Origin of the sequence: Planotetraspora silvatica (genome assembly GCF_016863315.1) — a bacterium.
GTDB lineage: Bacteria > Actinomycetota > Actinomycetes > Streptosporangiales > Streptosporangiaceae > Planotetraspora > Planotetraspora silvatica.
This window is the reverse complement of sequence record NZ_BOOQ01000015.1, coordinates 30,138-56,533: the sequence shown is the minus strand read 5'-3', so window position 1 is coordinate 56,533 and position 26,396 is coordinate 30,138. Positions and strand designations below refer to the sequence as shown.

Genomic DNA, 26,396 nt, shown 5'->3' with positions numbered 1-26,396 from the left:
GACCCCGGGGCCGGTCACGAGATTCTGACGATCTGGAAGCCCGCGTCGGCGAGGATCCGCGGCAGGCTCAGCACGGTGTCGCGGGCCTTCTCCTTGGCGTCCGCCGACAGCCTGTCCCAGCTGTCCAGGTCGGGATGCCGTCTCCGCTCGGGGTCCCTCATCGGGCCCCACGCCCAGCCGTTCCCGATCAGGTCCTTGAGCCAGCGCTCGTGCTCCATCTGCGAGAGTCGCTCGATCTCGTGGTCCTTGAAGGCGAAGGCGAGTTCCGGTTCGACCCGCGGGGCGAGCGCGCAGCCGATGCCGGCGAGTTTGCGGCCGATGTCCTCCGCCTGCGCCCGGTTGGCCGCTTTCAGATGCGCAGGCAACCCGTCCCAGCCGACCATGGAGGCGTTCGCGGCGGCGGTGGTGTGGCGGGCCGCGTTGACGAGGAGGTAGTTGTCGTGGATCGCGCGCGCGAGGGTCTCGACCAGATCCTCGGTGATCAGCTGAGGATCGCCCGCCGCCTCGTTGATCGCGAAGATGCGCAGGGCCCCGGAGAGCCCCTCCAGCAGCCGGACGTCGTCGAAGGCGCTGCCGAACGTGGCCGTCTGCTCGACCCGCACGACCAGGGAGCCGGGCCCGCAACACCACAGCCGAAGGGATGTGAGCGCCGTCTTGAGCGCCAGGTCCTGGTCGGCGTAGCAGACGAACACCCGCTGAGGCGTCTCTCCGGGCAGCAGGTCGGTCAGCGGCAGGTCGCTGGGTGAGACGTCGTGGCAGGTGAGCGTGCACACCTCGCTGATGAACTCGAATCTGCGGCACAGGGCGGGTGCGGCCTGGCTCGCGTGGGCGTCGATCACCGTGACCGGCAGGCGGTGCGGAGGGGAGCCCTGCAGGCGCCGTCGCCTGGCGATCTCGGTGAGCAGGCTGCGGCCGAACGCGTCGAGCCCGATCACCACGATGGGCCGGTCGTTCACGATGGGGTGCTGTTCGAGCAGCACGCGGGCGGCCAGCTCGTCGAGGTTGAAGAAGTCCAGTCGCAGCCGCGGCGTACCGGGGAGGCTGAGTCTGCGCGCGCGGAGGGCGGCGCACAGGTCGGGATCGGATATGTGCGCGTACGCGGAGAGGGGGTGCCGGTCACCACTCCTGGGCATACCGTGCGCGGCCAGTGCGATGGCGGTGTTGACGGAGCTGTCGGCTTCGCAGGCGTACAGCACCGAGGCCCGCTGCACGCCGGCGGCCCGCAGCGTCGAAGGGCTCCGGGCGTCACCGTTGACGTACAGGACCTTGTTGTCGCTCATGGGAGGGGTGGCCGACGGGCCGATCATCACGATTCTCTCGCTCGTGCGGCGGAGTTTCTCGACCAGGGCGATCGCCACCGCTCCGGATCCGCACACGACGACGTGGTCACGGGATTCGCGGGCGCGTATCCGCCGCATTTCTGAAGAAAGGAGCAGACGGGCGCCTTCGACCAGGGTGTAAACGGTGACTCCCGGCGCGGCGAACCGGGCGAATTCCAGCGCGGCCGGCAGAGGCCCGTTTCCTCCGAGAGGAGCGGAGTCGAAGACGAACAGCTGCAGGTCCCAGTAGAGGATGTCGAGACGTGTGGGGGGCCGTCCCTCCATGACCGGCGCGAGGATGTCCAGTCCGATGTATCCGGCCGCCAGTGCCGAGAGCCCGAGAATCACGAAAGCGACCCGTACCACAAAGGTCGCGGAAAGCGTCATTCCTCTCGTCCTTCACTGGGTGGCACGTGCCAAATGTTCCGATCCCTAGAAAGTAACCCGGTGAAACGGCACCATCTAGAGCCGTTAAGCGTGAAGTCGGCCAATCGGCCCGAATTGGTCTTTTTGCCGGAATTCACAGAGGCTCCAGCTCGCGCGGAGGAGCCGCGACGACCGTCCGGCCGGGCTATGGGGTCGAGGCCGCCCGGGCATAAAGTGGCCGCTGTGGAAGAGCCGCTGGTGGGACGGATGCGCGAGTTCGGCACGACCGTCTTCGCGACGATGACGAAGCTGGCCGTGGACACGGGTTCGATCAATCTGGGCCAGGGCTTCCCCGACACCGACGGGCCCGCCCGCATGCTCGAACGCGCCGTCGAGGCGATCAAGGGCGGACTGAACCAGTACCCGCCGGGCCCCGGCGTCCCGGAGTTGCGGCAGGCCGTCTCCGATCACCGTAAGGACTGGTACGGCCTGTCCTACGACCCCGGCACCGAGGTCCTGGTCACGGTCGGCGCCACGGAGGCGATCGCGGCCGCCGTGCTCGCCGTCTGCGAGGCCGGCGACGAAGTGATCGTCTTCGAGCCCTTCTACGACTCCTACGGCGCGGCCGTCGCGCTCGCGGGAGCCGTGCGCAGGCCCGTGACCCTGCGGGTCGACGCGGGCCGCTTCACCTTCGACCCCGCGGAACTGGCCGCCGCCGTCGGCCCCCGGACCAGGGCCGTCCTGGTCAACTCTCCGCACAACCCCACGGGGACCGTCTTCACCCGGGCCGAGCTCGAGGAGATCGCGGCGGTCTGCCGGGAACACGACCTGATCGCCATCACCGACGAGGTCTACGAGCACCTGACCTTCGACGACGTCGAGCACGTCCCCCTCGCGACCCTTCCCGGCATGCGGGAGCGAACGATCATGATCTCGTCGGCCGGCAAGAGCTTCAGTGTGACCGGCTGGAAGACCGGCTGGATCTGCGCGCCGCCTTCGCTGACGCGGGCCGTCCAGACGGTCAAGCAGTTCCTGACCTTCACCTCCAGTGCCCCGTGGCAGCTGGCCGTGGCGTTCGCGCTGCGGGAGGAGATGGAATGGGTGGCCGCGCAGCGGGCGGCCCTGCAGGCCAAGCGCGACCGGCTGATGGCGGGATTGCGCACGGCCGGGTTCGAGGTGCTCCGCCCCGCCGGCACCTACTTCGTCCAGACCGACATCCGCCCGCTGGGGTTCGACGACGGCCTCGAGTTCGCCATGCGGCTGCCCGAGCTCGCCGGCGTGGTCGCCATCCCCACCCAGGTCTTCTACGACCGCCGGGAACGCGGGCGGCATTTCGTGCGCTTCGCCTTCTGCAAGAAGGACGAGGTCATCGACGAGGCCGTCACCCGCCTCCAGCGTCTTGGCTGAAGTGTGCCTGTCACCTGCCTGTGAAGTGCTTGCATTGCCTTGGCACCGTTTTTAACCGGGCGTTAAGGTTTCAAGGTCATGAATTGGAAACGCAAGGTCAACTCGAAACTCGTCGGCCTGACCGGATACTCGATCAAGCGGCCTGACTCGATCCCTGAGATGTTCATGCGGATGCCCAACGACGCCGTGCGGCCTCCGGCCGATCGTGCCACCGACCGCCTCCTGCGCGACCCCGTGTTCGTGTTGTCCTCGGTGCGCTCGGGGTCGACGTTGTTGCGCGTCATGCTGAACTGCCACTCCGAGATCCACGCACCCCACGAACTGCACGTGCGCCGCCTGTCGGTCAACCTCCCCACCGAGCCGTTACGGCAGGCGATGGACACCCTGGGGCACACGCAGAGCGACATCGAGCACATCCTCTGGGACCGCCTCCTCCACCGGGAGCTCGCCAGGAGCGGCAAGCGCATCCTCGTGGAGAAGACGCCGAGCAACGTCTTCGCCTGGCGGCGGATCTCGACGTGCTGGCCGGAGGCGCGGTTCATCTTCCTGATCAGGCACCCGATGTCGATCGCCCAGTCCTGGGCGGAGGCCGATCCCGAGCGGCGTTCCCCGGAGGAGGCCGTCCGGCACACCTTGAACTACATGACGTACCTGGAGAACGCCAGGAGCCGACTGGCGGGCCTGACCGTGCGGTACGAGGAACTCACGGACGAGCCGGAGACCCAGCTGAGGCGGATCTGCGAGTTCCTCGGCGTGGACTGGGAGCCGTCCATGTTGCGGTACGGCGAACGGCAGGACGAGGAGTTCGTCAAGGGCATCGGCGACTGGCGGGACAAGATCCGGTCCGGTGCCGTCCAGCGGGGGCGGGCCCTACCGTCCCCCGAGGACGTGCCGGAAGCGCTCCACGACATCAGCCGCAAATGGGATTACATGTAAGGGGCGGGCCCGTTCAGTCGCGGGTGTTGTGCAGGGCCCGGGTGAGCACGTAGGCCAGGTTCACCACGGCTATGACGCCGAAGACGAGCATGAGCCCGAGCGTGCCGGGACCGTCGGAGGACACGATAGCCACCAGGGGGATGGACAACGCGAGCGAACCCAGGCCGAGCGTCATCTGCGCCCAGTCGAGCGGCGGGCGCTTGCCCTTCTTCTCGGCCAGCCGTGAGTCGATCACGGCGTTGACCCTGTCGACGAGCGATTCGGCGAGCTCCAGTTCGTACTGGGGGCCGAGCTCGCGGCGGGCGGCGAAGGCCGCGCCGACTTCGTTGGGTTCCAGCTTCTCGGGGGGCACGAAGTCGATTCTGCCGTCATTTCGCGCCGCTGCGGCAGATCCGGGCCAAAGATGCGAAGGCTTGCCGAAGGATGGGCGTTCGATGGGCGATATTCGCCAATGTAGGGCGGTCGTGAGCTGGATAGTTTCGCGATGTGGGCGGACGCATACTGATCGCACTGGGCGGCAACGCCATGACCGCTCCCGACGGGAGCGCCGCGCCGGCTGACCAGCACCGGGCGATCGGGCGGGCGATGACACACGTCGCGAGCCTCATCAGGGCCGGTCACGAGGTGATGCTCACCCACGGCAACGGCCCGCAGGTCGGCAACATCCTGCTGAAGAACCAGCTCACCGCCCATGTCCTGCCGCCGGTCCCGCTGGACTGGTGCGTCGCGCAGACGCAGGGCACGATCGGCACCCTCATGATGAACGCGCTGGAGCGCGCGCTGGCACCCGAGCGGGCCCGGCTGGCCACCGTGGTGACCCGGACGCTGGTCGATCGCGACGATCCCGCGTTCCAGGATCCGGTGAAGCCCATCGGGCAGTACTTCGAGGAGGCGGAGGCCCGCCGCATCGAGGGCCGGGGCCAGACCTGGCGGCGGTTCGAGCGTGGCTGGCGCAGGGTCGTCGCCTCGCCCCAGCCCGTGGAGATCCTCGACGCGCCCGCCGCGATCGCCCTCATGGAGGCGGGGTACACGGTGGTCGCCGCCGGAGGCGGGGGAGTGCCCGTCATCCGCGGCGCGGACGGCACGCTCGACGGCGTCGAGGCCGTCATCGACAAGGACCTCGCGGCCGCGGCGCTGGCCCGGGCCGTGCGCGCGACGGACCTGGTCATCGCGACCGACGTGCCGAACGCGGTCATCGGGTTCGGCACGGCGTCCGCCCGGCCGATCGAGGAGATCACCACGGACGCGCTCCGTGTCCTGCAGGCCGCCGGGCACTTCGCCGGCGGCAGCATGGGGCCGAAGGTGGAGGCGGCCCTGCGTTTCGCCGAGGACGGCGGGCGGCGGGCAGTGATCACCTCGTTGGAGCACATCGGCGAGGCGCTATCAGGAAATATCGGTACAAGGGTATCCAGAGGGGTGGAGAGATAGATGCCGGATCCGATCGAGGTACGGAAAGTCGCCATCGAGAGCGTCACCGACGCGTCCGGGCTCGCCAGGCTGATCGACGACGGAGTCATCGAGGCCGACCGGGTCCTGGCGGTGATCGGGAAGACCGAGGGCAACGGAGGGGTGAACGACTACACCCGCATCCTCGCCGACCGGGCCTTCCGCGAGGTGCTCGTGGCCAAGGGGACGCGGTCGGAGGACGAGGTCAGGCAGGTGCCCCTCGTCTGGTCCGGCGGCACCGACGGCGTGCTCAGCCCGCACGCCACCGTCTTCGCGAGCCTCGATCCGGCCAAGGCCGTGCCGACCGACGAGCCGCGGGTCAGCGTCGGCGTGGCGATGAGCGAGGTGATCCTGCCCGAGGACATCGGCAGGCCCGCCATGGTGGAGAAGGTGGCCGCCGGAGTGCGGGAGGCCATGAAGATCGCCGGAATCGACGACCCGGCCGACGTCCACTACGTGCAGACCAAGACCCCGCTGCTCACGCTTTCGACGATCACCGACGCCAAACGCCGCGGGCAGTCGGTCGTCACCGAGGACACGCTCAAGTCGATGGACATCTCCAACTCCACGACCGCGCTCGGCATCGCCGTCGCCCTGGGGGAGATCGAGATGCCCGCGGCCGAGCAGATCCACAAGGACCTGTCCCTCTACTCGTCGGTCGCCTCGTGCTCCAGCGGCGTCGAACTCGACGTGGCCCAGATCGTGGTGGTCGGCAACGTCCGGGGCATCGGCGGCCGCTACCGGGCGGGTCACTCGGTCATGAAGGACGCCCTGGACGCCGACGGCATCTGGGAGGCCATCCGCGACTCCGGCATCGAGCTTCCCGAGCGCCCCCACCCCGACGACCTGGGCGACCGCCTGGTCAACGTCTTCATGAAGTGCGAGGCCGATCCCTCGGGCCGGGTCCGCGGACGGCGCAACATCATGCTGGACGACTCCGACGTGCACTGGCACCGGCAGATCAAGGCCACCGTGGGAGGCGTCGCGGCCGGCGTGACCGGCGACCCGGCCGTGTTCGTCTCCGTCGCGGCCGTCCACCAGGGCCCCTCGGGAGGCGGCCCCGTCATCGCCATAGCCGACCTCGCTGGGTAGGGTCGTGAGCCGTGCCCGCCATTCCGCAGCCTCTCAGACCTGACGACGACGGCGGCGCGGACGCGTCGGTCTCCGCGGCCCTTTCCGGCTTCGAGGCCGGGACGGCGACCGCCGCCGACGTGCTCGCGGCCATCGGCGAGGCGAGGCTGCTCGTGCCGGTCGTGGCCCTGCTCACCGAGTCCGAGGTGGGGGAGCACGGGCTGAGGCAGGAGAAGGAGAGCGAGATGGCGCTCCCCAAGCTCGTCGGCAAGGACGGCCGGGAGGCGGTTCTCGCCTTCACGGGGGCCGAGGCGATGCGGAGGTGGCGCGCGGACGCCCGCCCCGTCCAGGCGACCGCTCCCCAGGTGTGCCAGGCCGCCCGCCACGAGGACGCGGCGGCCGTGGTCGTCGACGTCGCCGGGCCCGTCCCCTTCGTGATCGAGGGCGGGATGCTCCAGGCCCTCGCCACGATCGAGGAGGCCAGACGCGACTCGTCGGCCGTCGACCGGCTGGTGGAGGCGCTTCCCGGCGCCACCGTGGCGCGGCTGGGGGACAGTCCGCGACGATGGTGGTCCCGGAGGCGGCGCGGATAGGGGCGGGGTCATGGTCGTCCAGGTGGCCGTGCCCGTCGCCGTCGCGGCGTTCCTCGGGCTGATCGCCGGTTCGTACGCGCGCGCCGTCGCCGACGGGTTCGGCACCGATGTGGAGGACCACCGCAAGGAGGCCCGGCAGGCCTTCGCGCGGGCGATCCGGATCGTCCCTCTGCCCCGCCGGCCGTACCTGATCGAGGGCGTGACCGCGCTCGCGGCCGGGCTGGTCACCTGGCGGCTCCACGACGGCTGGCTCCTCGCACCGTGGCTCTACGCGGTGGTGGCCGGGGTCGCCCTCGCCGTGATCGACTGGCGGACCTTCCGGCTGCCCGACATGATCACGCTGCCGTCCTACCCGATCATCCTCGCGCTCCTCCTCCCCTCCGGGCACCTGGCCTCGGCCGTGATCTGGGGGCTCGTCCTCGCCGGGATCTACGCCGTCCTGTGGTTCATCCGTCCCGCCGGACTGGGGCTCGGAGACGTCAAGCTCGCCGGGATCGTCGGCCTGCTCACCGGCGCGCTCGGCTCGCAGGCCGCGATCGTCGCCGGACTGGGCGGCCACTTCCTCGGCGCGATCTACGCGGTCGGCCTCCTGGTCACGCGCCGGGCGAATCGCGGCACCGAGTTCCCCTTCGGGCCGTTCATGCTCGTCGCGGCCCTCGTGGCGGTGCTGACCCGCGTGTGACACATGGAAGACTTGTCAGCATGTTGCGCTGGTTGACGGCAGGGGAGTCACACGGCCCCGAGCTTCTCGCGATCCTGGAGGGACTGCCCGCGGGAGTGGCGGTGACCACCGCCGAGATCGACGAGGCGCTGCGCCGCCGCCGCCTCGGCTACGGCCGCGGCGCGCGGATGAAGTTCGAGCAGGACGTGGTGACGATCTCCGGCGGCGTACGGCACGGCCGCACGCTCGGCTCGCCCGTGGCCATCCGGGTGGGCAACACGGAGTGGCCCAAGTGGGAGACGGTGATGGCCGCCGACCCGGTCGACCCCGAGCTCCTCGAGGGGCAGGCGCGCAACGCGCCGCGATCGCGTCCCCGGCCCGGCCACGCCGACCTCGCGGGCATGCAGAAGTACGGCTTCGACGACGCGCGCCCGGTGCTCGACCGGGCCAGCGCCCGGGAGACCGCCGCCCGTGTGGCACTCGGCCAGGTCGCCCGGAGCTTCCTCAAGCAGGCCCTCGGCGTCGACATCGTCAGCCACGTGGTGGCCATCGGCGGGGCGTCCGCGCCCGCCGGCGTCCTCCCCGGTCCCGGCGACATGGCGGCGGTCGACGCCGATCCCGTGCGCTGCGTGGATCCCGCGGCGAGCGCCGCGATGGTGGCCGAGATCGACAAGGCGCACAAGGACGGCGACACGCTGGGCGGAGTCGTCGAGGTCCTCGCCTACGGCCTGCCGCCGGGTCTCGGCAGCTACACCCACTGGGACCGGCGACTCGACTCCCGGCTCGCCGGTGCGCTGATGGGCATCCAGGCGATCAAGGGCGTGGCGGTCGGCGACGGCTTCGAGACCGCGCGGCGGCCGGGCTCGCGGGCCCACGACGAGATCGAGAACACCGCCGGCGGCGTCCGGCGGATCACGAACCGGGCCGGCGGCGTCGAGGGCGGCATGACCAACGGGGAGCCCCTGCGGGTCAGCGCCGCCATGAAGCCGATCTCCACCGTTCCCCGGGCGCTCGCGACGGTCGACGTGCTGACGGGCGAGGCGGCCACGGCCCACCACGAGCGTTCCGACGTGTGCGCCGTGCCCGCGGCGGCGATCGTCGCCGAGGCGATGGTCGCACTCGTGCTGGCCGACGCCGCCGTAGAGAAGTTCGGCGGCGACTCGGTCGAAGAGGTCGCCCGCAACCTGGCGGGTTACCTCTCTTCTCTGGTGATCAAGTAATAAGGTCTGTGATCATGAGTTCCGCGTCTCAACAGCCCACGGTGGTCCTCATCGGGCCGCCGGGTTCCGGCAAGTCGACGATCGGCCTGCTCCTCGCGGACCGCCTCGGGCTGTCCTTCCGCGACACCGACACCGACGTCGAGGCCGTCGCGGGCAAACCGGTGAGCGACGTGTTCGTCGAGGACGGCGAGGCCAGGTTCCGCGAGCTGGAGGCGGTGGCCGTACAGGCCGCGCTGGAGGGCCACGACGGCGTGCTGTCGCTCGGCGGCGGGGCGGTCCTGCACGGTCCGACGCAGGAGTTGCTGGCCGGTCATCGGGTCGTCTACCTGCGGGTGGGGCTCGACCAGGCGGTCAAGCGGGTCGGCCTCGCCTCCGCCAGGCCCCTGCTGGTGCTCAACCCGCGCAGCCAGCTGAGGAAGCTGATGGAGGAGCGCCGCCCGGTCTACGAGCGGCTGGCCGTCACCACGGTGGAGACCGACGACCGGGAGCCCGCGGACATCGTCGCCGAGATCGCGGCCACGCTGTGACCGCCACGCGCATCACCGTGCGGGGGGACAGCCCCTACGACGTCGTCGTCGGCACCGGCGTCCTGGGCGAGTTGCCCGGGCTGCTCGCCGCGGGCGTCCAGACGGTGGCGGTGGTCCACCCGGCCAGCCTCCCCGAGATCGCGCGGCCGGTGTGCGGGGTGCTGGAGACCGCGGGGCTCGAGGTGCTCTCCCTGCCGGTCCCCGACGGCGAGGCGGCCAAGTCCGTCGAGGTCGCGGCCGAGCTCTGGTCGGCGTTCGGACGTTACGGCGTGACGCGGTCCGACGCGGTCGTCGGCGTCGGCGGGGGAGCGACCACGGACCTGGCCGGGTTCGCGGCCGCGACCTGGCTGCGCGGCGTGCAGGTGGTGCAGGTCCCCACCACGTTGCTGGGCATGGTGGACGCGGCCGTCGGCGGCAAGACCGGCATCAACACCCCCGAGGGCAAGAACCTCGTCGGCTCCTTCCACCCTCCCGCGGGCGTCCTGTGCGATCTGGCGACGCTGGTGAGCGTGCCCCGCGAGGACTACGTCGCCGGGCTCGCCGAGGTGATCAAGGGCGGCTTCATCGCCGACCCCACGATCCTCATGCTGATCGAGGACGACCCGGCCGGGGCCTGCACGCCGGAGGGCGGGCACACCCGCCAGCTGATCGAGCGGAAGATCCAGGTCAAGGCCGACGTCGTGGGCGCCGACCTGCGCGAGAGCGGCGTGCGGGAGATCCTCAACTACGGTCACACCCTGGCCCACGCGATCGAGCGGGTCGAGCACTTCCACATCCGGCACGGGGAGGCCGTGGCGATCGGCCTCGTGTACGCGGCCGAGCTTTCCCGCCTCGACGGCCGGATCGGCAGGGACGTCGTCGAGCGGACACGCTCCATCCTCGCCTCGGTCGGGCTGCCCACGGCCTACCGCAAGGAGGCGTGGCCAGAGCTCCGCGACCACATGCGGGTCGACAAGAAGAGCCGCGGGGCCACGTTGCGCTTCGTCGTGCTCGACGGGATCGCCAAGGTGTCGCGCCTGGAGAACCCGTCGGAGGAACTACTCGAAGCCGCCTACCGGGAGGTCGGCCGATGAGGGCCGTGCTCGTGCTGAACGGTCCCAACCTCGGGCGTCTCGGAAGCCGCGAGCCCGACGTCTACGGCGCGCAGACCTTCGACGACCTGTCTGCCCTGTGCCGGGAGACCGGCCGGGAGCTCGGCCTGTCGGTGGAGGTCAGGCAGACCGACGACGAGGCGGAACTGGTCGGCTGGATCCACGAGGCCGCCGATTCCCGCACTCCCGTCGTCCTCAACCCGGCGGCGTTCACCCATTACTCCTACGCGTTGCGCGACGCGATCGCCCAGCGGACGGCACCCCTGGTCGAGGTGCATCTGTCCAACCCCAGCGCCCGGGAGGAGTTCCGCCACACCTCGGTCGTGGCGGCCGTCGCGACGGGGACGATCGCCGGTTTCGGCATGCGGTCATATGAACTGGCACTCCGCGCGATCGCCGATACTGGTGAGTAACGACTGATACAGCAGAGCAAGGCGGGGTTCGATGAGTTACAGGTCATATGTCGCAATAGGAGATAGTTTCACCGAAGGCCTGAACGACCCCCTCCTCGCCGATCCGCCCGTCGTCGCAGGTCAGGTGACCCGGTACCGCGGGTGGGCCGACCGGGTGGCCGAGCGGTTGGCCGAGCAGGAACCCGGGTTCGCGTACGCCAACCTGGCGATCCGCGGCAAGCTCATCGACCAGATCGTCGAGTCGCAGGTGCCGCAGGCGGTCGAGATGCGGCCGGATCTGATCAGCTTCTGCGCGGGCGGGAACGACCTGCTCCGGCCGGGCGCCGACCCCGACCGGATGGCCAAGAAGCTCGCGTCGGCCGTGCGGACCCTGCGCGGCAGCGGCGCCGAGGTGCTGCTGTTCACCGGCATGGACCCCCGGGACACGCCGATCATGCGCGTGGCACGCGGCAAGTTCGCCATCTTCTTCATGCACGTCCGCGGGATCGCCGACCTGTACGGCTGCCGCCTGGTGGACATCTGGTCGCTGCAGGCACTGCGGGACTGGCGGGCGTGGAGCGCGGACAGGCTGCACCTGAACGCCGAAGGCCACCGCATCGTCGCGGGGAAGGTCCTCGACGTGCTCGGCGTCCCGTCGGACGACTGGCGGATGACGTGGCCGGCGCGCGAGAAGGTGGACGCGAGGCTCAAGCGCCGCGAGGACGTCCAGTGGGTGCGCGAACACCTGGCGCCGTGGGTCGGCCGCCGCGTGCGGGGCACGTCCTCCGGCGACGACCTCGACCCCAAGCGCCCGGGTCTGACTCCGCTCAGCTAGCGAGAGCGCTCTCACGCGACGTAAGCTCGGGGAATGGAGCTTACGGGAATCCGTATCTATCCATTGAAATCCGCGATGGGACTGTCGCGTGAGAGCGCTCTCGTACATCCGTGGGGGCTCGAGGGGGACCGCCGCTGGGCCGTGGTCGGCGAGGACGGCGAGAACCTGTGGCTCGGTGAGTTCTCCCGCATGGTCTCGGTGCGGGCCCGCGACCTCGCCGGCGGAGGTCTCGCGCTGTCCGCTCCGGGTCTCCCCGACCTGACGGTCCCCCCTGCGACCGGCCCCGCCGTGCCCGTCGGGTTCTCCGGTCTCGACCGGGCCGTCGCCGCCGACGAGGCGGCGCACGCGTGGTTCACCCGGTTGCTGGGCTGTCCGGCACGGCTCGTCTGGCTGGACGACCCTCGCCTGCGGCCGGTCTCCGCTCGTCACGGCGGGCTTCCCGGAGACGTCGTCAGCTTCGCCTGGGACGCTCCGTTGCTGCTCACCTCGGCCGCCTCGCTGCGCCGCCTCGACGACTGGATCGCCGAAGGCGCCCTAGAACGGGGGGAGGTGCCGCCTCAGCCTCTGTCGGTCGCCAGGTTCCGGCCCAATGTGGTCGTCGACGGTGCGGAGCCGTACGCGGAGGACGGCTGGGCGGGGGTCCGCATCGGTGAGGTGGATTTCCGCGTCTCAGAGTCGTGCGACCGCTGTGCCGTCACGACGATCGACCCGGACACGTGGGTCAAAGGCAAGGAACCGCTGCGGACGCTGGCCAGACACCGCCGATGGGACGGCAAGACCTGGTTCGGCGTCCGGCTGGTGCCCAGGAACCCCGGCGCGATCCGCGTGGGGGATCCCGTCACGCCCTCGTGACGCTGTTCGATCGCGGTTCAGGGCAAGTTCGCCCAGCGGACAGGGGTTATGGGGAGCTGTGGCCTCCCGTTCGCTCCTAACGTTGGCCCCGCTCGTGCCGGCCGGTGGCCGGCGTGCCGAGGGGACGAGTGAGGAGCGAACCGTGAATTTGAAACGATTGAAGCGACGGCGCGTGGTGGTATCCGCCGGGGCGCTGATCGCGGCCGCGATGCTCTCGCTGGGATCGACGTCCGCGGTCGCGACGACCGGCGGGCACAGTGCCGTAGAGCACGAACGACTCCGGGTGATGACGCTCAACATCTTCTACGGGGGCGACGACCTCGATCTGAAGACCGGCGATTTCTGCGCGACGCCGAACGGGTGCCCGCAGACCCTGGTGCAGATCGAACGCGCCGTCACGCAGGCGCGTGCCGACATCGTCGGGGTGCAGGAGCCGGAGCGGAACGTCGAGAGGATCGCGTCGGCGCTCGGCTGGTACGGCAGCGACCGGGCCCATGTGATGTCGCGGTTCCCCATCATCGACCCGCCGGGCAGCAATGGCCTGTACGTGTACGTCGAGGTGGCCCCGGGCCGTGTCGTGGCCGTCGCCAACACCCACCTGCCGTCCGACCCCTACGGCCCGTACCTCGTCCGGGACGGCGGCACCGTGAAGCAGGTGCTCGACCTTGAGCGCAAGACCCGCCTGCCCGCCGTGCAGGACCTGGTCAAGGTGCTCCCCGCGCTGGCCCGCAAGGGCATCCCGGTCATGCTGACCGGAGACTTCAACAGCCCCTCCCACCTGGATTGGACGCCCGCGGTCGCGGCCGAGCGCGCAGACGTTCCCTACGCGGTGAAGTGGCCGGCCAGCAGCGCTCTGGCGGCTGCGGGGCTGCGGGACACCTATCGCGAAGCGCACCCGGATCCCGTCGCCGTCCCCGGTTTCACCTGGACGCCGGGCAGCCCGGAGGCCGACGCGCACGAGGTGTTCGACCGGATCGACTGGGTGCTGACCTCCGGTCCGACCCGCACGATCGACAGCACGGTGGTCGGCGAGAAGGGCGGACCCGACGTCGGCGTGGGTGTGTCGCCCTGGCCGACCGACCACCGGGGAGTCGTGTCCACGCTGGACGTCGTGCCGGCGGTGCCTCAGGTTCTGGTGTCACCGGCCACCCGCCGGGTCACGATCGGCAAGGACCTCCCCGTCGCCTTCCACGCCGCCGGACGGCAGGGCGAGCGGGTGGAACTGCGGGACGCGAAGGGCCGGGCCGTCACCTCGCGCCCGACGAAGTCAGGCAGGACCGACGGAACGGTCACGTTGCCGACGAAGGGCCTGCGCCGCGGCGCCTACGCCGTCGCCCTCGTCTCCCGGGGCAAGGTCGTCTCCAAGGCGCCGGTCTGGCTCTACCCCGCGGGCGAGCCGACCAAGGTGTCGGTCGGCAAGAGCAGCTACAAGCAGGGCGAATCGATCAAGGTCGACTGGTCGAACGCACCCGGCATGGGTCTGGACTGGGTCTCGGTCTACGCCTGCCCGGGAGGCAAGTGCCAGGACACCTCCGAGTACCTCGTGTACACCTACACCGGCTCGGCGATCGAGGGACAGGCGAAGATCGGACCGAAGTCGATCGGAGCGGACTCCTCCTGGCCGCTGCCCCCGGGCCGGTATGTCGTGCGGCTTCTGCCCGACGACGGAGTGGTCTCGGTGGCCCAGTCGGCCATGTTCACGGTGACCAAGTAGTGACCGGGAAGTAGCGACCGCCTGCCCGGTCAGGCTCCGTCCGTGAGGCGGGTCAGCGCCTCACGGACCTTGGCCGGGTCGGTCGTGCGCCAGAACGGCGGCAGCGAGCCCAGCAGGAACCCGCCGTATCGGGCGGTGGCCAGCCGGGGGTCGAGCACCGCCACGACGCCCCTGTCGTTCATCGACCGCAGGAGGCGGCCCGCCCCCTGCGCCAGGAGCAGCGCCGCGTGCGTCGCCGCGACCGCCATGAAGCCGTTGCCGCCGGTCGCGGCGACGTGCCGCTGCCGTGCGGAGGCCAGCGGATCGTCGGGCCGGGGGAACGGGATGCGGTCGATGATGACCAGGGTGAGCGAAGGGCCGGGCACGTCCACGCCCTGCCACAGGGACAGCGTCCCGAACAGGCACGTCGCCGGGTCGGCGGCGAACTGCTTGACCAACTGCGAGGTCGAGTCGTCGCCCTGGCAGAGCAACGGCACGTCCAGCCGCTCGCGCAGTGCCTCGGTGGCGGCCTTCGCGGCCCGCATCGAGGAGAACAATCCGAGCGTGCGCCCGCCCGCGGCCTCGATCAGTTCGGTGATCTCGGTGAGGTACTCCTCGGGCAGGCCGTCGCGGCCGGGCTGCGGAAGGTGCTTGGCCACATAGAGGATCCCGCTGCGCGGGTGGTCGAAGGGCGACCCGACGTCGAGACCGGTCCAGTCGTCTCCGCTGAGCCCCCACTGGCGGGCCATGCCGTCGAAGGAGCCGCCCAGTGCGAGGGTGGCGCTGGTGAGGACGACCGTGCGGTCGCCGAACAGCTTGTCGCGCAACATCCCGCCGACCGACAGGGGCGCCACGCGCAGGGTCGGGGGGATCCGGCCGCGTCCCTCGTCGAGCCAGACGACCTCCGCCCGGTCGGCCTCGGAGTCTCCGCCGAACGCGTCGAGCATGCGCTGGGCGGTGTCGTGCACCTCGTCGAGGGCGGTGAACGTCGCCTTGCGCAGGCCGGCGTTCTCCGGGTCGTCCTTGTCCTTGTTCCGCGGGCCCAGGGCTTTGATGCAGGCGTACGCGGAGTCACGGACCAGGGCGAGGGTCAGCCCCAGCGACTGCGGCAGGTCGTCGACCCGGCCGGGCGGAGCGGCGGTGAGCAGGGCCGCGAGGTCCTCACCGGCCTCCTGGAGCCGGTCGGCCAGCGCCTGCTCGATCAGCCTTCCGACGCGGCGGACGGCGACGCCCACCGTGCCCTCCGACAGCTCGTCGGTGACCACCGACGTGACCCGGTCGACCAGCTCGTGGGCCTCGTCGACGACGACGACGTCGTGTTCCGGCAGGACGGGGAAGTCCTCCATGGCGTCGATGGCGAGCAGCGCGTGGTTGGTGACCACCACGTCGGCCTGGCCGGCACGCTCCCTGGCCAGCTCGGCGAAGCACTCCGCGCCGCTCGGGCAGCGCTGCGCGCCGAGGCATTCCTTGGCGTGCACGGAGAACTGCCGCCACGCCTGGTCGCTGACGCCGGGGACGAGCTCGTCGCGGTCGCCCGTCTCGGTCTCCGAGGCCCACTCCTGGATCCGCTGGACCATCCGCCCGGTCGCGCTCACCTCGCGGGGATCGAAGAGCTGGTCCTCCTCGTCGTCGGGCATGCCCGCGCCCATCTTGTGGCGGCACAGGTAGTTGCGGCGGCCCTTGAGGATCGCGAACTCCGGCCGATGGGCGAGCACGCCCTCGAGCGCGTCGGCGAGCCTGGGCAGGTCGCGGTCGACGAGCTGGCGCTGCAGGGCGATCGTGGCGGTCGACACCACGACGGCGTTGTCGGTCTCCGCGGCGTGCCGGATGGCGGGCACCAGGTAGGCGAGCGACTTGCCGGTACCCGTGCCCGCCTGGACCGCGAGGTGCTCCTTGCTCTCGACGGCGTCGCGCACCGCTTGGGCCATCTTGACCTGCCCGGGGCGCTCGGAGCCGCCCAGCTCCGTCACCGCGGTGGTGAGCAGTTCCTCGACGGGCGGGAGGTCGCGACTGTCCTTGGGCACGGGAGAACGCTACCCGCTGCCGCCGACATCCGAGGCGTGAGCGGGCGGTTGCATCCTGGCGTTCCAGGAGCCGGAAATCGTCTCCCGTGGCACACTAGGCGTCACACTCTCAAGGTCAACGACGATCTACCGAGTAGGGGACAAAGAGGATAGGAAAGACGTTCGGTAGGGTTTCCCGAGGTCGAGTGGACGGATAAGGGCAGGTAAAGGCACTATGTCTGTCATGTCGGAAGTTGTCCCGTTGCCATCATTCGGTGAGGTGTTCTTCGACGCCCGCGGCCAGGACCGGGTTCTCCGGGTGACCTGGCACGAGGGAACGCTGGTCCTGAGCCTGTGGCGCGGCGAGATGTGCACCGGGAGTTTCCGGATGCCCATGGATGACGTCGGGCGCCTCATCGACGGTCTCGACGACGGCTACGCGGAGGCGGGCGGCCAGTACGTCGACGACGGACAGGATCCCGGCACCGGCCCCATGGCGCGTCAGGACGCGGTCCAGCCCGAATACCCCGGACAGCCTGAGTACCCCGGGCAGCCTGAGTACGCCGGACATCCTTCCGACTATCCCGCTCCCCAGCCCGAATACCCGGACTACCCGGGCACCGGCCAGTACTCGCGGCCGGCACCGGACCAGTACGGCGGGCAGGCACCGGACCCGTACGGAAACCCCGCACCGGATCCGTACGGCGGGCCGGCGGTCGACCCGTACGGGGGGCCCAGCGGCCCGCAGCCGCCGATGGGATCGAACGACGTCCTCGTGGCACGCGGGGCTCCGCCCAGGGAGGCCCCCCGCGAGGTGCCCCGCGACCGGCCGTTCGCCCCCGGCCCCTACGAGGAGCCTCCCCGCCAGTACGGCGCGCCGCCTCCCGGGCATCACCCCGGCCAGCAGGGCCAGCCCGTTCACCCGGGACAGCCCGTTCAGCCCGGCCGTCCAGGTCAGCCTGCCGGAGGTCACCCCGGCCAGCCGGGTCGCCCGGCCAGGCCCGCCGGAGGTCACCCCGGCCAGCCCGCGGCGGGACATCCCGGCCAGGCCGGCTACCAGTACGACACGGGTCCGCAGACCCCGCCGTACCCGCCGCAGCCGCAGGGACGGGTCGACCCGAGCGACCCGCTCGGCCTCGGCCAGGGCCGGCCGTACCCGCAGGACTATCAGCAGGAATACGGCCAGGACTATCCGCAGGAGCCCATGTACGCCACGGGCGAGCGCATACGGCCGGACCAGCGGCCGGAGCAGCGGCCCGACGACCCCCGGGACGACCAGCGCGTCTGGTGACAAGTCCGGCGGGTCATCGGGAGCCCCCGATATAAGTAACCTCATCTGTTGATGGACATCTCCACCGCATCGCAGTTCCTGTTACTTCCCGCCGGCGCTCTGGCCGTCACCGCCGTCGCGAGAGGACGGGGGTGGTCCGCGCCCCTGCTGCTCGTCGTCGCGGGGCTGGTCGCCTCGTTCGTTCCCGGGATGCCCAGCTATGCGCTGGACCCGGAGATCGTCCTTTCCGTGTTCCTGCCGCCGATGCTCTACTCGGCGGCGCTCGACAGCTCATATCTGCGCCTGCGTGCCGTGAAGCAGGTGGTCGGGCTGCTCGCGGTCGGGCTCGTCCTGTTCAACACGGTCGTGATCGGGCTCATCGCGCACGCGCTGATCCCGCGGCTCCCGCTCGCCGCGGCGTTCGCGCTCGGCGCCATCGTGGCGCCGACGGACGCCGTGTCCGCCATCGCGGTCGGCAGGAAGCTCGGCCTGCCGCGCAAGTCGATCACGATCCTCGTCGGGGAAGGCCTGTTCAACGACGCCACGGCGCTCACGGCGTACCGGGTGGCCGTCGCGGCGGCCGTCGCGGGAACCGCGGCCGACCTGTTCGGCGCCGGCGCGGAGTTCCTCTACTCGGCCGGGGCCGGCATCGTGATCGGGCTCGCGATCGCGTACGTCGTGGCGGCCCTGCTGCGCAGGCTCAGCGACTCACTGATCGCCAACGGGATCTCGCTGCTCGTCCCGTATGGCGCCTACATCGCGGCGGAGGCCGTGCACGCGTCCGGAGTGATCTCCGTGGTGATCGCCGGAATCTATCTGGGCCACCAGATGAGCCGCACGAGCTACGGCACCCGCATCCTGTCCGGCGCCGTGTGGAAGGTCGCCGATCTCGTGCTGGAGTCGATCGTGTTCGCCCTGATCGGCCTGCAGGTGCGGCCGATCCTCATGGGGCTTGCGGATGAGAACCTCACCCGGGTGGGGGTGTACGCGGTCGTCCTGTTCCTGCTCGCCGTGGTGCTCCGGGCGCTGTGGGTGCCGATCACCGTCTACGCGCCGAGGCTGATCAGAAGGGTGCGCGAGCGGGAGGCGCGGGCGCCCGCCTGGCGCAACGTGGTGCTCACGAGCTGGGCGGGCATGCGCGGGGTGGTCTCGCTCGCGGCGGCCTTCGGTCTGCCGGAGGACTTCCCTCAGCGCAACCTGGTGTTGTTCCTGACGTTCGCCGTCGTCATCGGCACCCTGATCGTGCAGGGCCTGTCGTTCCCGTGGCTGATCAGGCGGCTCGGCGTGTCCAACGACGCGGAGCGCTACTCCGACGACCTCGCGGAGGCGGCCGCCCAGCAGGCCGCGTCGGCGGCCGCGCTGGCGCGGCTGGAGGAGCTGATCGCCGACGGCGTCCTCGACGTCCACGAGGAGGTCGTCGAGCAGTTGCGGTCACGCGCCGAGCGTACGGCGCTGCGGGGATGGGAGAGGCTCGGCGGAGGCACCGGCCTCGACGGCGCGGAGACCCCGTCGACGGCCTACCGGCGGCTCCGCCGCGAGATGCTCACCGCCCAGCGTGAGGTGTTCGTACGGCTGAGGGACGAGCGGCGGATCGACGACGAGGTGCTCCACCGGGTGATGCAGGAACTCGACTTCGAGGAGGCCACGCTCGAACGGAGCTGACCTCCCCGGCCGCGGCCTCCGGCGGCCCGGCGTTCAGCCGAGCGCGTTGTCCACGAAGCACCAGCGCCATTCCTCGCCCGGTTCGTAGGACCGCATCACCGGATGCCCGGACTGGTGGAAGTGCGCGGTCGCGTGGCGGCTGGGGGAGGAGTCGCAACAGCCCACGTGGCCGCATGAAAGACACTTGCGCAGGTGGACCCAGCGCCCGCCCGTCTCCAGGCACTCGGCGCATCCCTCCGCGGGGAGGGGCGGAGGGTCGCCCGCGGACTGCAAATGCTCACAGATATCCATAAAGCTGATGCTAGCCCGGCCGAAATTACGATTGGGTAGGGTTCTGGCCATGCGACCCCTCCCCCTCTCCGCCGCTGCCGCCGTGGCCGCCTCGGTCCTGTTGCTCTCCGGATGCTCCGCCGCCGACAAGGCGCAGTCCTGTCTCGAGGCGCCCAAGCTGATCAGTGAGACGATCAGCAAGGTCACCGCCGCGGCCAACGATCCCGAGGCGATGCAGAAGGAGATCTCCGACGGTGCCGCCAAGCTGAACGACCTCGCCAACGACGCGGGGGACACCACCCTCAAGGAAGCGCTGCAGGGGATGTCCGACAGCCTCCAGAAGCTCAACGTGGACGACGCCAACGCCGCCGTCGACGCCGCCCAGAAGGCGGCCACCGACAGCGCCGCCTACCTGAAGCAGATCACCGAGGCCTGCCTGTAACCCGGCAAAGCCAGGGGAAAAGGGGCAAAACTACCCTGTTCCCATGGATGGGCACGAGCCGGACCCCAGGTTCACGTTGGCCAACGAACGCACGTACCTCACCTGGCTGAGCACGTCTTTGGCCCTCAGCGCCGGAGGCATCGCCATGGCGGTCGTGCCCGAGGGCGTCTTCGTGCCGTGGGTCCGCACGCTGCTGGCCCTGGTGCTCGTGTCGTTGTCCGCCGTCTCCGCCGCCACCGCCTACCCGCGGTGGCGGCACATCCAGCGGGCTCTGCGCCGTGACCAGCCGCTTCCGCCGCCCGCCCTCGCCCCCCTCTTCGGGTACGGCGTCGCCGCGGTGGCGGTCGTCGCCCTTCTCCTGATCCTCCTCGGGCGATGACCGCCGGACTGCACAGCGAGCGGACGCGGCTGGCCTGGGTCAGGACGGCGACGCTCCTGGCGGTCGCCGGCCTCGTCGCGGCCGGAGCGGGCCTGCGCGGCGGCGAAGGACCGGGGATGATCGCGCCCTTCGCGGTCGCCGCGCTCTGCGGAGCGATTCTGCTCCTGCGCACCGGCGCGCGGTACAGGCGGGTCGAGCGGGCGCTGCGCGAGGCCGGCCCGCTGGACGACACGGCGGACGCGCGCCTCGCGTGGGCCGGCGTGCTCTGCGTGGTCGCCGGGTCGCTGGCGCTGGTCCTGTCCCGCGTGTAGTCCCGCCCGCGGGCCGGCGGGACTGTCAGCTCTCTTCGCGTGCCGCCTCGATGGTCTCGGCCACCTCGGCGTGCCGTTCGGACTCCTCCTGGGTGAAACGCTCCGCGTCCAGTTTCTCCGCGATCTCCTCGTCCTGCTTCATGAGGGCGTCGAGGCTCTGCCCCGCCATGTCGAGCACGCCCATGTCGGCGTAGGCCTTCTGCAGACGGGGGCTCCACAGCCCGATGTCCTTGACGCAGGGCACGATGCGGCTGAACAGCAGGGAGCGGAACAGCCTGAGGTACTCCGACCGGTCGGTGGCCTCCATGGCCTGGGCCACCTCGTCCTTGCTCAGGCCGAGGGTCTCCCAGGTCTCCTGGCCGCGGAGGCGGTCGCGCATGAGATAGCAGCCCTCGATGACGAAGTCCTCACGCTCGCGCCGCTCGGCCTCCGACAGGTCGCGGTAGTAGTCCCGCAGGGCCATCCGGCCGAAGGCGACGTGCCTGGCCTCGTCCTGCATGACGTACGCCAGGATCTGCTTGGGCAGCGGCTTGGTGGTGATGTCGCGCATCACGCCGAACGCGGCCAGCGCGAGGCCCTCGATCAGCACCTGCATCCCGAGGTACGGCATGTCCCACCGGGAGTCGCCGAGCGTGCTGTCCAGCAGCGCCTTGAGGTGCTGGTTGATGGGATAGACGAGCCCGACCTTGTCCTGGAGGAAGCGGGCGTAGGTCTCCGCGTGCCGCGCCTCGTCCATCGTCTGCGTCGCGGCGTAGAACTTCGAGTCGAGATCGGGCACGGACTCGACGATCCGGGCCGAGCAGATCATGGCGCCCTGCTCGCCGTGCAGGAACTGGGAGAACTGCCAGGAGGCGCTGTGCAGCCGGACGTCCTTGCGCTGCTGCTCGCTCATGCGCTCCCAGAGCGGCGTGCCGTAGATGGAGATCGACTGGTCGGGGACGCCGAGCACGTCGTACGGATCGACCTCGATGTCCCAGTCGATCCGTTTGACGGAGTCCCACTGCTTGTCCTTGCCCTTCTGGTACAGGGCGAGCATGCGGTCTCTGCCGTCGTCGTACTCCCAGGTGAACCGCGCGGCACCGGTCATCTCCACGTCCCATGTGGAGAGCTCGGCGGGGATGGTGTAGAGCTCGTGGGTCGACACGGGGGCCCTCCTCGACGTACACCGTACGTAGTGATTTCGAGACTGGCACGTACGCTGTACGTCCGTCAACGGGGTGGGAGAGAATCGCCACATGCTCAGCCGCAGCAGGATCGTCGACGCCGCCGTCGACCTCATCGAGCGCGAGGGCGCCGACGCCGTCTCCATGCGCAGGATCGCGGCCGGGCTCGGGGTCGGAGTCATGTCGCTCTACAACCACGTTCCCAACAAGGCGGCGCTGCTCGACGCCATCTCCGAGAGCGTCCTGTCGAAGATCGAGTTCACCGACGACCCGTCGGCGCACTGGACCGACCGGGTGCGCGTCCAGGCGAGGGCGTTCCGGCAGATCGCCCACCACTACCCGCGCTCGACGATGGTGGTGTTCAGCCGTCAGCTCCACTCCACGGCCGGGCTGCTCCCGGTCGAGCGGGCCCTGTCCACGCTGCGCGACGCGGGGTTCGAGGGGAGCGAGGCCGTGCGCATGTTGCGCATGTTCGTCGCCTACATCGTCGGCTCGCTGCTCAGGGAGGTGGGCGTCACTCCGACGTTCGCGCCCGTGCGGGGCGACGCGACCACGGTCGACGTCGATCCCGCCCTGTTCCCCGAGGTGAGCTCGCTGGCGCCCTACCTGACCTCGTGCGACCACGACGAGGAGTTCGAGTTCGGGCTGGAGTTGCTGGTCCAGGCGATGTCCGTACGGGCGGGGAAGCAGGCCGGAAGGCGAAGCGCCCGGGGATGACCCCCGGGCGCCTCGAAGGAACGGTCCCTTCCCCTGGGCGTTCCCGGACCTGCTCAGTACCAGTTGTGCGACTGGAAGTGACCCCAGGCGCCGCATGGTGAGCCGTACCGGCCCTTGATGTACCGCAGGCCCCAACGGATCTGGGTCTGCGGGTTGAACCGCCAGTCCTCGGCGACGTACCCCATCTTGCTTCCGGGCAGAGCCTGCGGGATCCCGTAGGCGCCGGAGCCCGCGTTGTAGGCCCGGTGGTCCCAGTTGCTCTCCCGGGTCCACAGGCTGTCGAGGCACTCGAACTGCGTGCTCGGCCATGCCCGCCGGCTGACGAGGCGGAAGGCGTAGGCCTTGCTGCGGGTCCTCGTCGGTGCGGGCGCCCGGTGAATCTTGCGGGCCTTCACCGTGACGCGCATCTTCCATGTCGCGACATGGATGCCTTGACTGGTCTGCGCGTCCTGGCTGGTCGTGGACTGCTCGGCCATCGCCGGTGTGGCGCTCGCGCCGCCGATCACGCTGATCGCGATCACGGCCACCGCTGTGTTGCGCAGAACACTGAAACTGTCCAAATCGGTCCTTGTCGTCGGGTCGCGTGCGGAAGGCGGGCGCGTGTGGCACGCGATCGCCGGCCGTACCGCGCTCATGGCGTGAGCGCGGCCGTCCGCTCGGCCTGCACCGGATCCAAGACAACTTCCGGCAGGCACCGCGACGGGTCCTTTAGGCGGATTGAAGTACGCCGACCCGGCCCACGGCCGCCACCTGCGACACGCGGCGGACGGTTCTTTGCCGATTCGGTTCCGGGCGGCGGGCGTCTCGCGGGACGGCGATGACGTTGACCGGCCGCCCTTGACCTGGATGTTCGGGAGCGCCACCGGCGCGTCCGGTACCGAACATCATTCGGTATAGTCCGCTCATGAGCCTTCTCGAAACACCCGTCAACACCCTTGAGGGCGCCTCCACGACCCTGGGTGAAATCCTCGGCGGCCGCGCGGCCCTCGTGGTCAACGTCGCCTCGAAGTGTGGTCTGACGCCGCAGTACGCCGGACTCGTCCGGCTTCAGGAGAGCTATGCCGACCGGGGGTTCACCGTCGTCGGCGTCCCGTGCAACCAGTTCATGGGCCAGGAGCCGGGCTCGGCCGAGGAGATCCAGGAGTTCTGCTCGACCACCTACGGCGTGGACTTCCCGCTGCTGGACAAGACCGAGGTCAACGGCGACGACAGGCATCCGCTGTACACGGGGCTGACCGCGACCGCGGACGCGGAGGGCGCCGCCGGCGACGTTCAGTGGAACTTCGAGAAGTTCCTCCTCACCGCCGACGGCGAGGTCGTGGCGAGGTTCCGGCCCCGCGTCGAGCCGGAGTCCCCCGAGGTCGTCGAGGCGATCGAGAAGGTCATCTCCTAGGCCCGCAACTGGCCCGCACGATGAGCTCGGTCGGCAGGGTCACCGTCCGCGGACGGCGTCCCTGCCGCAGGACCAGCTCGGCGGCGCGGTAGCCCACGTCCTGGGCGGGCTGTGCGATGACCGTCAGCGGGGGAGAGCACAGCTCGGCCCAGGGCACGTCGTCGAACATGACGAGCGACACGTCCCTCGGGATCCGCACGTGGAGCTCCCGCGCGGCCAGGACCGTGGCCTCGCCGAGCATGTTGCCCCCGGTCAGCACCGCCGTGAGGTCGGCGCGGTGCTGCAGCAGCCCCGCGGCGGCCGCGTACGCCGAGTCGCGGCTGGCGCGCGCGTGGACGACGAGTTCCGGATCCACCGGCACGCCCATCGAGGTGAGCGTGTCGGTGAAGGCGGCCACCCGCTGCGACTGCCCGTGCCGGGCCAGGAAGGCGATCTTCTTGTGGCCGAGGCCGACGAGGTACTCCACCGCGGTGCGGACCCCGGCGCGGTCGTCGGCGACCACTCCGGGGACGTCGTCGCGCACCTGCCTGTCCGCGAAGACCACGTTCAGGCCGGCGCGCAGCGCGGGCGCCCACGTCTCGCCGTCGCCCGAGGGGACCGCGATGACCCGGTCCATGCTCTGCTCGATGAGCGTGCCGATGAGCTCGGCCTCCTGCTCCGGGTCGTCCCCGGTCACCCCGATCGTCACCGGCTCGCCGTACGACCGGGCGCACGACAGCACGCCGTCGGTCAGCCGGGCGTAGAAGCTGTCGGTGATGTCCGGGACGAGAAGCCCGATCCCCCCGGACCGCTGCTGCCGGAGGTTGCGCCCCAGGGCGCTCGGCCGGTAGTCGAGCCGGGCCGCCGTCGCCAGGACGCGTTCGCGCGTCTCGGCGCTGGCCGACCCCCCCGACAGGACGCGGGAAACCGTGGCGACCCCGACCCCCGCCGCCTCCGCGACGTCCTTGATCGTCGTACGGCGTTGCGCCATGTTCATGGAAACGATTCCATCATGCTTCCATCCCTTATGGGACCAAAACCTTGACATTAGACGGTAGTTCGGGTGAGATTCCTGAAAACGTATCCAAGTACCTTGTTTGGGAACCGCGAAGGACTGGCATGGCTTCAATCGTTCTGAGCAACGTCGACAAGATCTACGCAGGAGGCGTCAAGGCCGTCAACGGCCTGAACCTTGAGATCAGGGACGGCGAGTTCATGGTGCTGGTCGGCCCGTCGGGATGTGGCAAGTCCACCGCCCTGCGGATGATCGCCGGCCTTGAGGACATCAGCGGTGGCGAGATCTCCATCGGGGACCGGGTGGTCAACCACCTGCCTCCGAAGGACCGGGACATCGCGATGGTGTTCCAGAACTACGCGCTGTACCCCCACATGACCGTCGAGGAGAACCTCGCGTTCGGCCTCAAGCTCCGCAAGATGCCCAAGGCGGAGATCCAGAAGCGCGTCGGCGACGCCGCCCGGATGCTCGGCCTGGAGCAGTACCTCAAGCGCAAGCCCGCCGCGCTCTCCGGTGGTCAGCGCCAGCGTGTCGCCATGGGCCGCGCCATCGTCCGCGAGCCGCAGGCGTTCCTCATGGACGAGCCGCTGTCGAACCTCGACGCCAAGCTCCGCGTCTCCATGCGCGCCTCGCTGAACCAGCTTCACGAGCGCCTCGGCGTCACCACCGTCTACGTCACCCACGACCAGGTCGAGGCCATGACCCTCGGCGACCGGGTCTGCGTGCTGCGCGACGGCCTGCTCCAGCAGGTGGACACCCCGCAGAACCTGTTCGACAGCCCGGTGAACCTGTTCGTCGCCGGCTTCATGGGCTCTCCGTCCATGAACTTCACCTACGCCGAGCTCACCCGGGACGACGACGGCGCGGCCGTCGCCTTCGCGGACTACAAGCTGCCGGTTCCGGACTCGACCTTCGACGAGAAGCCCGGCCTCGACCGCTACATCGGCAAGAAGATCATCCTCGGCATCCGCCCGTCGGACTTCGAGGACTCGGTCGCCGCCAACGGCAACGCCGCCGGCTGGGTGCGCATCCCCGTGCGCGCGAACGTCACCGAGGAGCTCGGCTCCGAGATCAACGTCCTGTTCACGATCGACGCCCCGCCGGTCGAGCACAAGGACACCGTGGCCGCTCAGCACGACGGTGACGAGGAGGAGGCGGCGGCGCTGCCCCTGGCCGGCGACAAGTCCCTGTGGACCGCCCGCGTCAACGCCCGCAGCCACGTCCGTCCCGGCCAGGACATCGAGCTGGTCGTCGACACGCACAACCTGCACTTCTTCGACGTCGACTCGGGCCTGTCCATCGGCCACGAGGCCAACGTCGGCGCGTAGGCGCCCGCTGCCGGTACGGCGGAGGGTTCCGCCGTACCGGCAGAAATGAGTAAAG

The 26,396-nt window shown here is 70.3% G+C and carries 28 protein-coding genes; 21 read left to right on the top strand and 7 right to left on the bottom strand.

Going from position 1 to position 26,396, the window contains the following annotated elements; translation table 11 throughout:
• Positions 1-14: 14 nt before the first annotated feature.
• The gene (locus tag Psi02_RS12730; protein ID WP_203973776.1) at positions 15-1,706 is read right to left on the bottom strand and encodes an NAD-binding protein; all 1,692 of its coding nucleotides are present in this window, start codon (positions 1,704-1,706) and stop codon (positions 15-17) included.
• Positions 1,707-1,928: 222 nt separating this feature from the next.
• On the opposite strand from Psi02_RS12730, the gene Psi02_RS12725 reads away from it, so the two are divergent.
• Positions 1,929-3,092 (top strand): pyridoxal phosphate-dependent aminotransferase, encoded by a 1,164-nt coding sequence (locus tag Psi02_RS12725; RefSeq protein ID WP_203973775.1) that lies wholly within the window; start codon positions 1,929-1,931, stop codon positions 3,090-3,092.
• A 78-nt stretch (positions 3,093-3,170) separates the two neighbouring features.
• A complete protein-coding gene (locus Psi02_RS12720) occupies positions 3,171-4,028 on the top strand; it encodes a sulfotransferase family protein (RefSeq protein ID WP_203951422.1) in 858 nt (285 codons plus the stop codon).
• A 13-nt stretch (positions 4,029-4,041) separates the two neighbouring features.
• On the opposite strand, the gene Psi02_RS12715 is transcribed toward Psi02_RS12720, so the two are convergent.
• Positions 4,042-4,380 carry a hypothetical protein gene (locus Psi02_RS12715; RefSeq protein WP_203973774.1) on the bottom strand — a complete coding sequence of 113 codons (339 nt, stop codon included), beginning with the start codon at positions 4,378-4,380 and terminating at the stop codon, positions 4,042-4,044.
• A gap of 134 nt (positions 4,381-4,514) precedes the next feature.
• Here Psi02_RS12715 and Psi02_RS12710 point away from each other — a divergent pair, with 134 nt between their 5' ends.
• From Psi02_RS12710 to Psi02_RS12660, 11 genes are all read left to right on the top strand, one after another.
• The gene (locus tag Psi02_RS12710; RefSeq protein ID WP_239094838.1) at positions 4,515-5,456 is read left to right on the top strand and encodes a carbamate kinase; all 942 of its coding nucleotides are present in this window, start codon (positions 4,515-4,517) and stop codon (positions 5,454-5,456) included.
• Positions 5,457-6,566 (top strand): barbiturase, encoded by a 1,110-nt coding sequence (gene bar / locus Psi02_RS12705; RefSeq protein ID WP_203973772.1) that lies wholly within the window; start codon positions 5,457-5,459, stop codon positions 6,564-6,566. It abuts the gene before it with no gap.
• 11 nt (positions 6,567-6,577) lie between these two features.
• A complete protein-coding gene (locus Psi02_RS12700; protein ID WP_203973770.1) occupies positions 6,578-7,138 on the top strand; it encodes an SseB family protein in 561 nt (186 codons plus the stop codon).
• A gap of 10 nt (positions 7,139-7,148) precedes the next feature.
• Positions 7,149-7,820, top strand: coding sequence for a prepilin peptidase (locus Psi02_RS12695; RefSeq protein WP_203973768.1), 672 nt, complete (start codon positions 7,149-7,151; stop codon positions 7,818-7,820).
• A 20-nt stretch (positions 7,821-7,840) separates the two neighbouring features.
• Positions 7,841-9,019, top strand: coding sequence for a chorismate synthase (aroC, locus tag Psi02_RS12690; RefSeq protein WP_203973766.1), 1,179 nt, complete (start codon positions 7,841-7,843; stop codon positions 9,017-9,019).
• 14 nt (positions 9,020-9,033) lie between these two features.
• Positions 9,034-9,546, top strand: a complete 513-nt coding sequence (locus Psi02_RS12685) for a shikimate kinase (RefSeq protein ID WP_203973764.1) — start codon at positions 9,034-9,036, stop codon at positions 9,544-9,546.
• Positions 9,543-10,619, top strand: coding sequence for a 3-dehydroquinate synthase (gene aroB, locus Psi02_RS12680; RefSeq protein ID WP_203973762.1), 1,077 nt, complete (start codon positions 9,543-9,545; stop codon positions 10,617-10,619). Before Psi02_RS12685 ends, aroB begins: the two co-directional genes overlap by 4 nt.
• Positions 10,616-11,050 (top strand): type II 3-dehydroquinate dehydratase, encoded by a 435-nt coding sequence (gene aroQ / locus Psi02_RS12675; protein ID WP_203951414.1) that lies wholly within the window; start codon positions 10,616-10,618, stop codon positions 11,048-11,050. The genes aroB and aroQ overlap by 4 nt, the downstream gene beginning before the upstream one ends.
• Positions 11,051-11,081: 31 nt before the next feature.
• The gene (locus Psi02_RS12670) at positions 11,082-11,864 is read left to right on the top strand and encodes an SGNH/GDSL hydrolase family protein (RefSeq protein ID WP_203973760.1); all 783 of its coding nucleotides are present in this window, start codon (positions 11,082-11,084) and stop codon (positions 11,862-11,864) included.
• Positions 11,865-11,897: 33 nt separating this feature from the next.
• Positions 11,898-12,716, top strand: coding sequence for an MOSC domain-containing protein (locus tag Psi02_RS12665; RefSeq protein WP_275415188.1), 819 nt, complete (start codon positions 11,898-11,900; stop codon positions 12,714-12,716).
• Between the two features lie 142 nt (positions 12,717-12,858).
• Entirely contained in the window at positions 12,859-14,430 is a 1,572-nt protein-coding gene (locus Psi02_RS12660; RefSeq protein WP_203973756.1) for an endonuclease/exonuclease/phosphatase family protein, read from the top strand.
• Between the two features lie 29 nt (positions 14,431-14,459).
• Here the strand turns inward: Psi02_RS12660 and Psi02_RS12655 are convergent, their stop codons facing one another.
• Positions 14,460-16,433 (bottom strand): ATP-dependent DNA helicase, encoded by a 1,974-nt coding sequence (locus tag Psi02_RS12655; RefSeq protein WP_203973754.1) that lies wholly within the window; start codon positions 16,431-16,433, stop codon positions 14,460-14,462.
• 223 nt (positions 16,434-16,656) lie between these two features.
• Here Psi02_RS12655 and Psi02_RS12650 point away from each other — a divergent pair, with 223 nt between their 5' ends.
• Complete coding sequence (locus tag Psi02_RS12650) at positions 16,657-17,703, top strand: hypothetical protein (protein ID WP_203973752.1); 1,047 nt, start codon at positions 16,657-16,659, stop codon at positions 17,701-17,703.
• A 51-nt stretch (positions 17,704-17,754) separates the two neighbouring features.
• Positions 17,755-19,344 carry a Na+/H+ antiporter gene (locus tag Psi02_RS12645; protein ID WP_203973750.1) on the top strand — a complete coding sequence of 530 codons (1,590 nt, stop codon included), beginning with the start codon at positions 17,755-17,757 and terminating at the stop codon, positions 19,342-19,344.
• A 33-nt stretch (positions 19,345-19,377) separates the two neighbouring features.
• Here the strand turns inward: Psi02_RS12645 and Psi02_RS12640 are convergent, their stop codons facing one another.
• On the bottom strand, positions 19,378-19,635 hold the full coding sequence (locus Psi02_RS12640; RefSeq protein ID WP_203973748.1) for a ubiquitin carboxyl-terminal hydrolase 14: 258 nt from the start codon (positions 19,633-19,635) through the stop codon (positions 19,378-19,380).
• 49 nt (positions 19,636-19,684) lie between these two features.
• Here Psi02_RS12640 and Psi02_RS12635 point away from each other — a divergent pair, with 49 nt between their 5' ends.
• Genes Psi02_RS12635 through Psi02_RS12625 form a run of 3 tightly spaced genes read left to right on the top strand, consistent with a single transcriptional unit; the run spans position 19,685 to position 20,746 of the window.
• A complete protein-coding gene (locus Psi02_RS12635; protein ID WP_203951406.1) occupies positions 19,685-20,056 on the top strand; it encodes a DUF8711 family protein in 372 nt (123 codons plus the stop codon).
• Positions 20,057-20,099: 43 nt separating this feature from the next.
• A complete protein-coding gene (locus tag Psi02_RS12630) occupies positions 20,100-20,435 on the top strand; it encodes a YidH family protein (RefSeq protein WP_203973746.1) in 336 nt (111 codons plus the stop codon).
• Entirely contained in the window at positions 20,432-20,746 is a 315-nt protein-coding gene (locus Psi02_RS12625; protein ID WP_203973744.1) for a DUF202 domain-containing protein, read from the top strand. The genes Psi02_RS12630 and Psi02_RS12625 overlap by 4 nt, the downstream gene beginning before the upstream one ends.
• A gap of 25 nt (positions 20,747-20,771) precedes the next feature.
• Here the strand turns inward: Psi02_RS12625 and Psi02_RS12620 are convergent, their stop codons facing one another.
• Complete coding sequence (locus tag Psi02_RS12620; protein ID WP_203973742.1) at positions 20,772-21,890, bottom strand: ferritin-like domain-containing protein; 1,119 nt, start codon at positions 21,888-21,890, stop codon at positions 20,772-20,774.
• Between the two features lie 91 nt (positions 21,891-21,981).
• Here Psi02_RS12620 and Psi02_RS12615 point away from each other — a divergent pair, with 91 nt between their 5' ends.
• Entirely contained in the window at positions 21,982-22,626 is a 645-nt protein-coding gene (locus Psi02_RS12615; RefSeq protein ID WP_203973740.1) for a TetR/AcrR family transcriptional regulator C-terminal domain-containing protein, read from the top strand.
• Positions 22,627-22,679: 53 nt separating this feature from the next.
• Here Psi02_RS12615 and Psi02_RS12610 read toward each other — a convergent pair whose 3' ends face one another.
• Positions 22,680-23,186 (bottom strand): aggregation-promoting factor C-terminal-like domain-containing protein, encoded by a 507-nt coding sequence (locus Psi02_RS12610; protein WP_203973738.1) that lies wholly within the window; start codon positions 23,184-23,186, stop codon positions 22,680-22,682.
• A gap of 344 nt (positions 23,187-23,530) precedes the next feature.
• Here Psi02_RS12610 and Psi02_RS12605 point away from each other — a divergent pair, with 344 nt between their 5' ends.
• Positions 23,531-24,019, top strand: coding sequence for a glutathione peroxidase (locus Psi02_RS12605; protein WP_203973736.1), 489 nt, complete (start codon positions 23,531-23,533; stop codon positions 24,017-24,019).
• Here the strand turns inward: Psi02_RS12605 and Psi02_RS12600 are convergent.
• A complete protein-coding gene (locus tag Psi02_RS12600) occupies positions 24,009-24,995 on the bottom strand; it encodes a LacI family DNA-binding transcriptional regulator (RefSeq protein ID WP_203973734.1) in 987 nt (328 codons plus the stop codon). The two genes, Psi02_RS12605 and Psi02_RS12600, sit on opposite strands and share 11 nt — an antisense overlap.
• 122 nt (positions 24,996-25,117) lie before the next feature.
• On the opposite strand from Psi02_RS12600, the gene Psi02_RS12595 reads away from it, so the two are divergent.
• Positions 25,118-26,341, top strand: coding sequence for an ABC transporter ATP-binding protein (locus Psi02_RS12595; RefSeq protein ID WP_203973732.1), 1,224 nt, complete (start codon positions 25,118-25,120; stop codon positions 26,339-26,341).
• Positions 26,342-26,396: the final 55 nt, after the last annotated feature.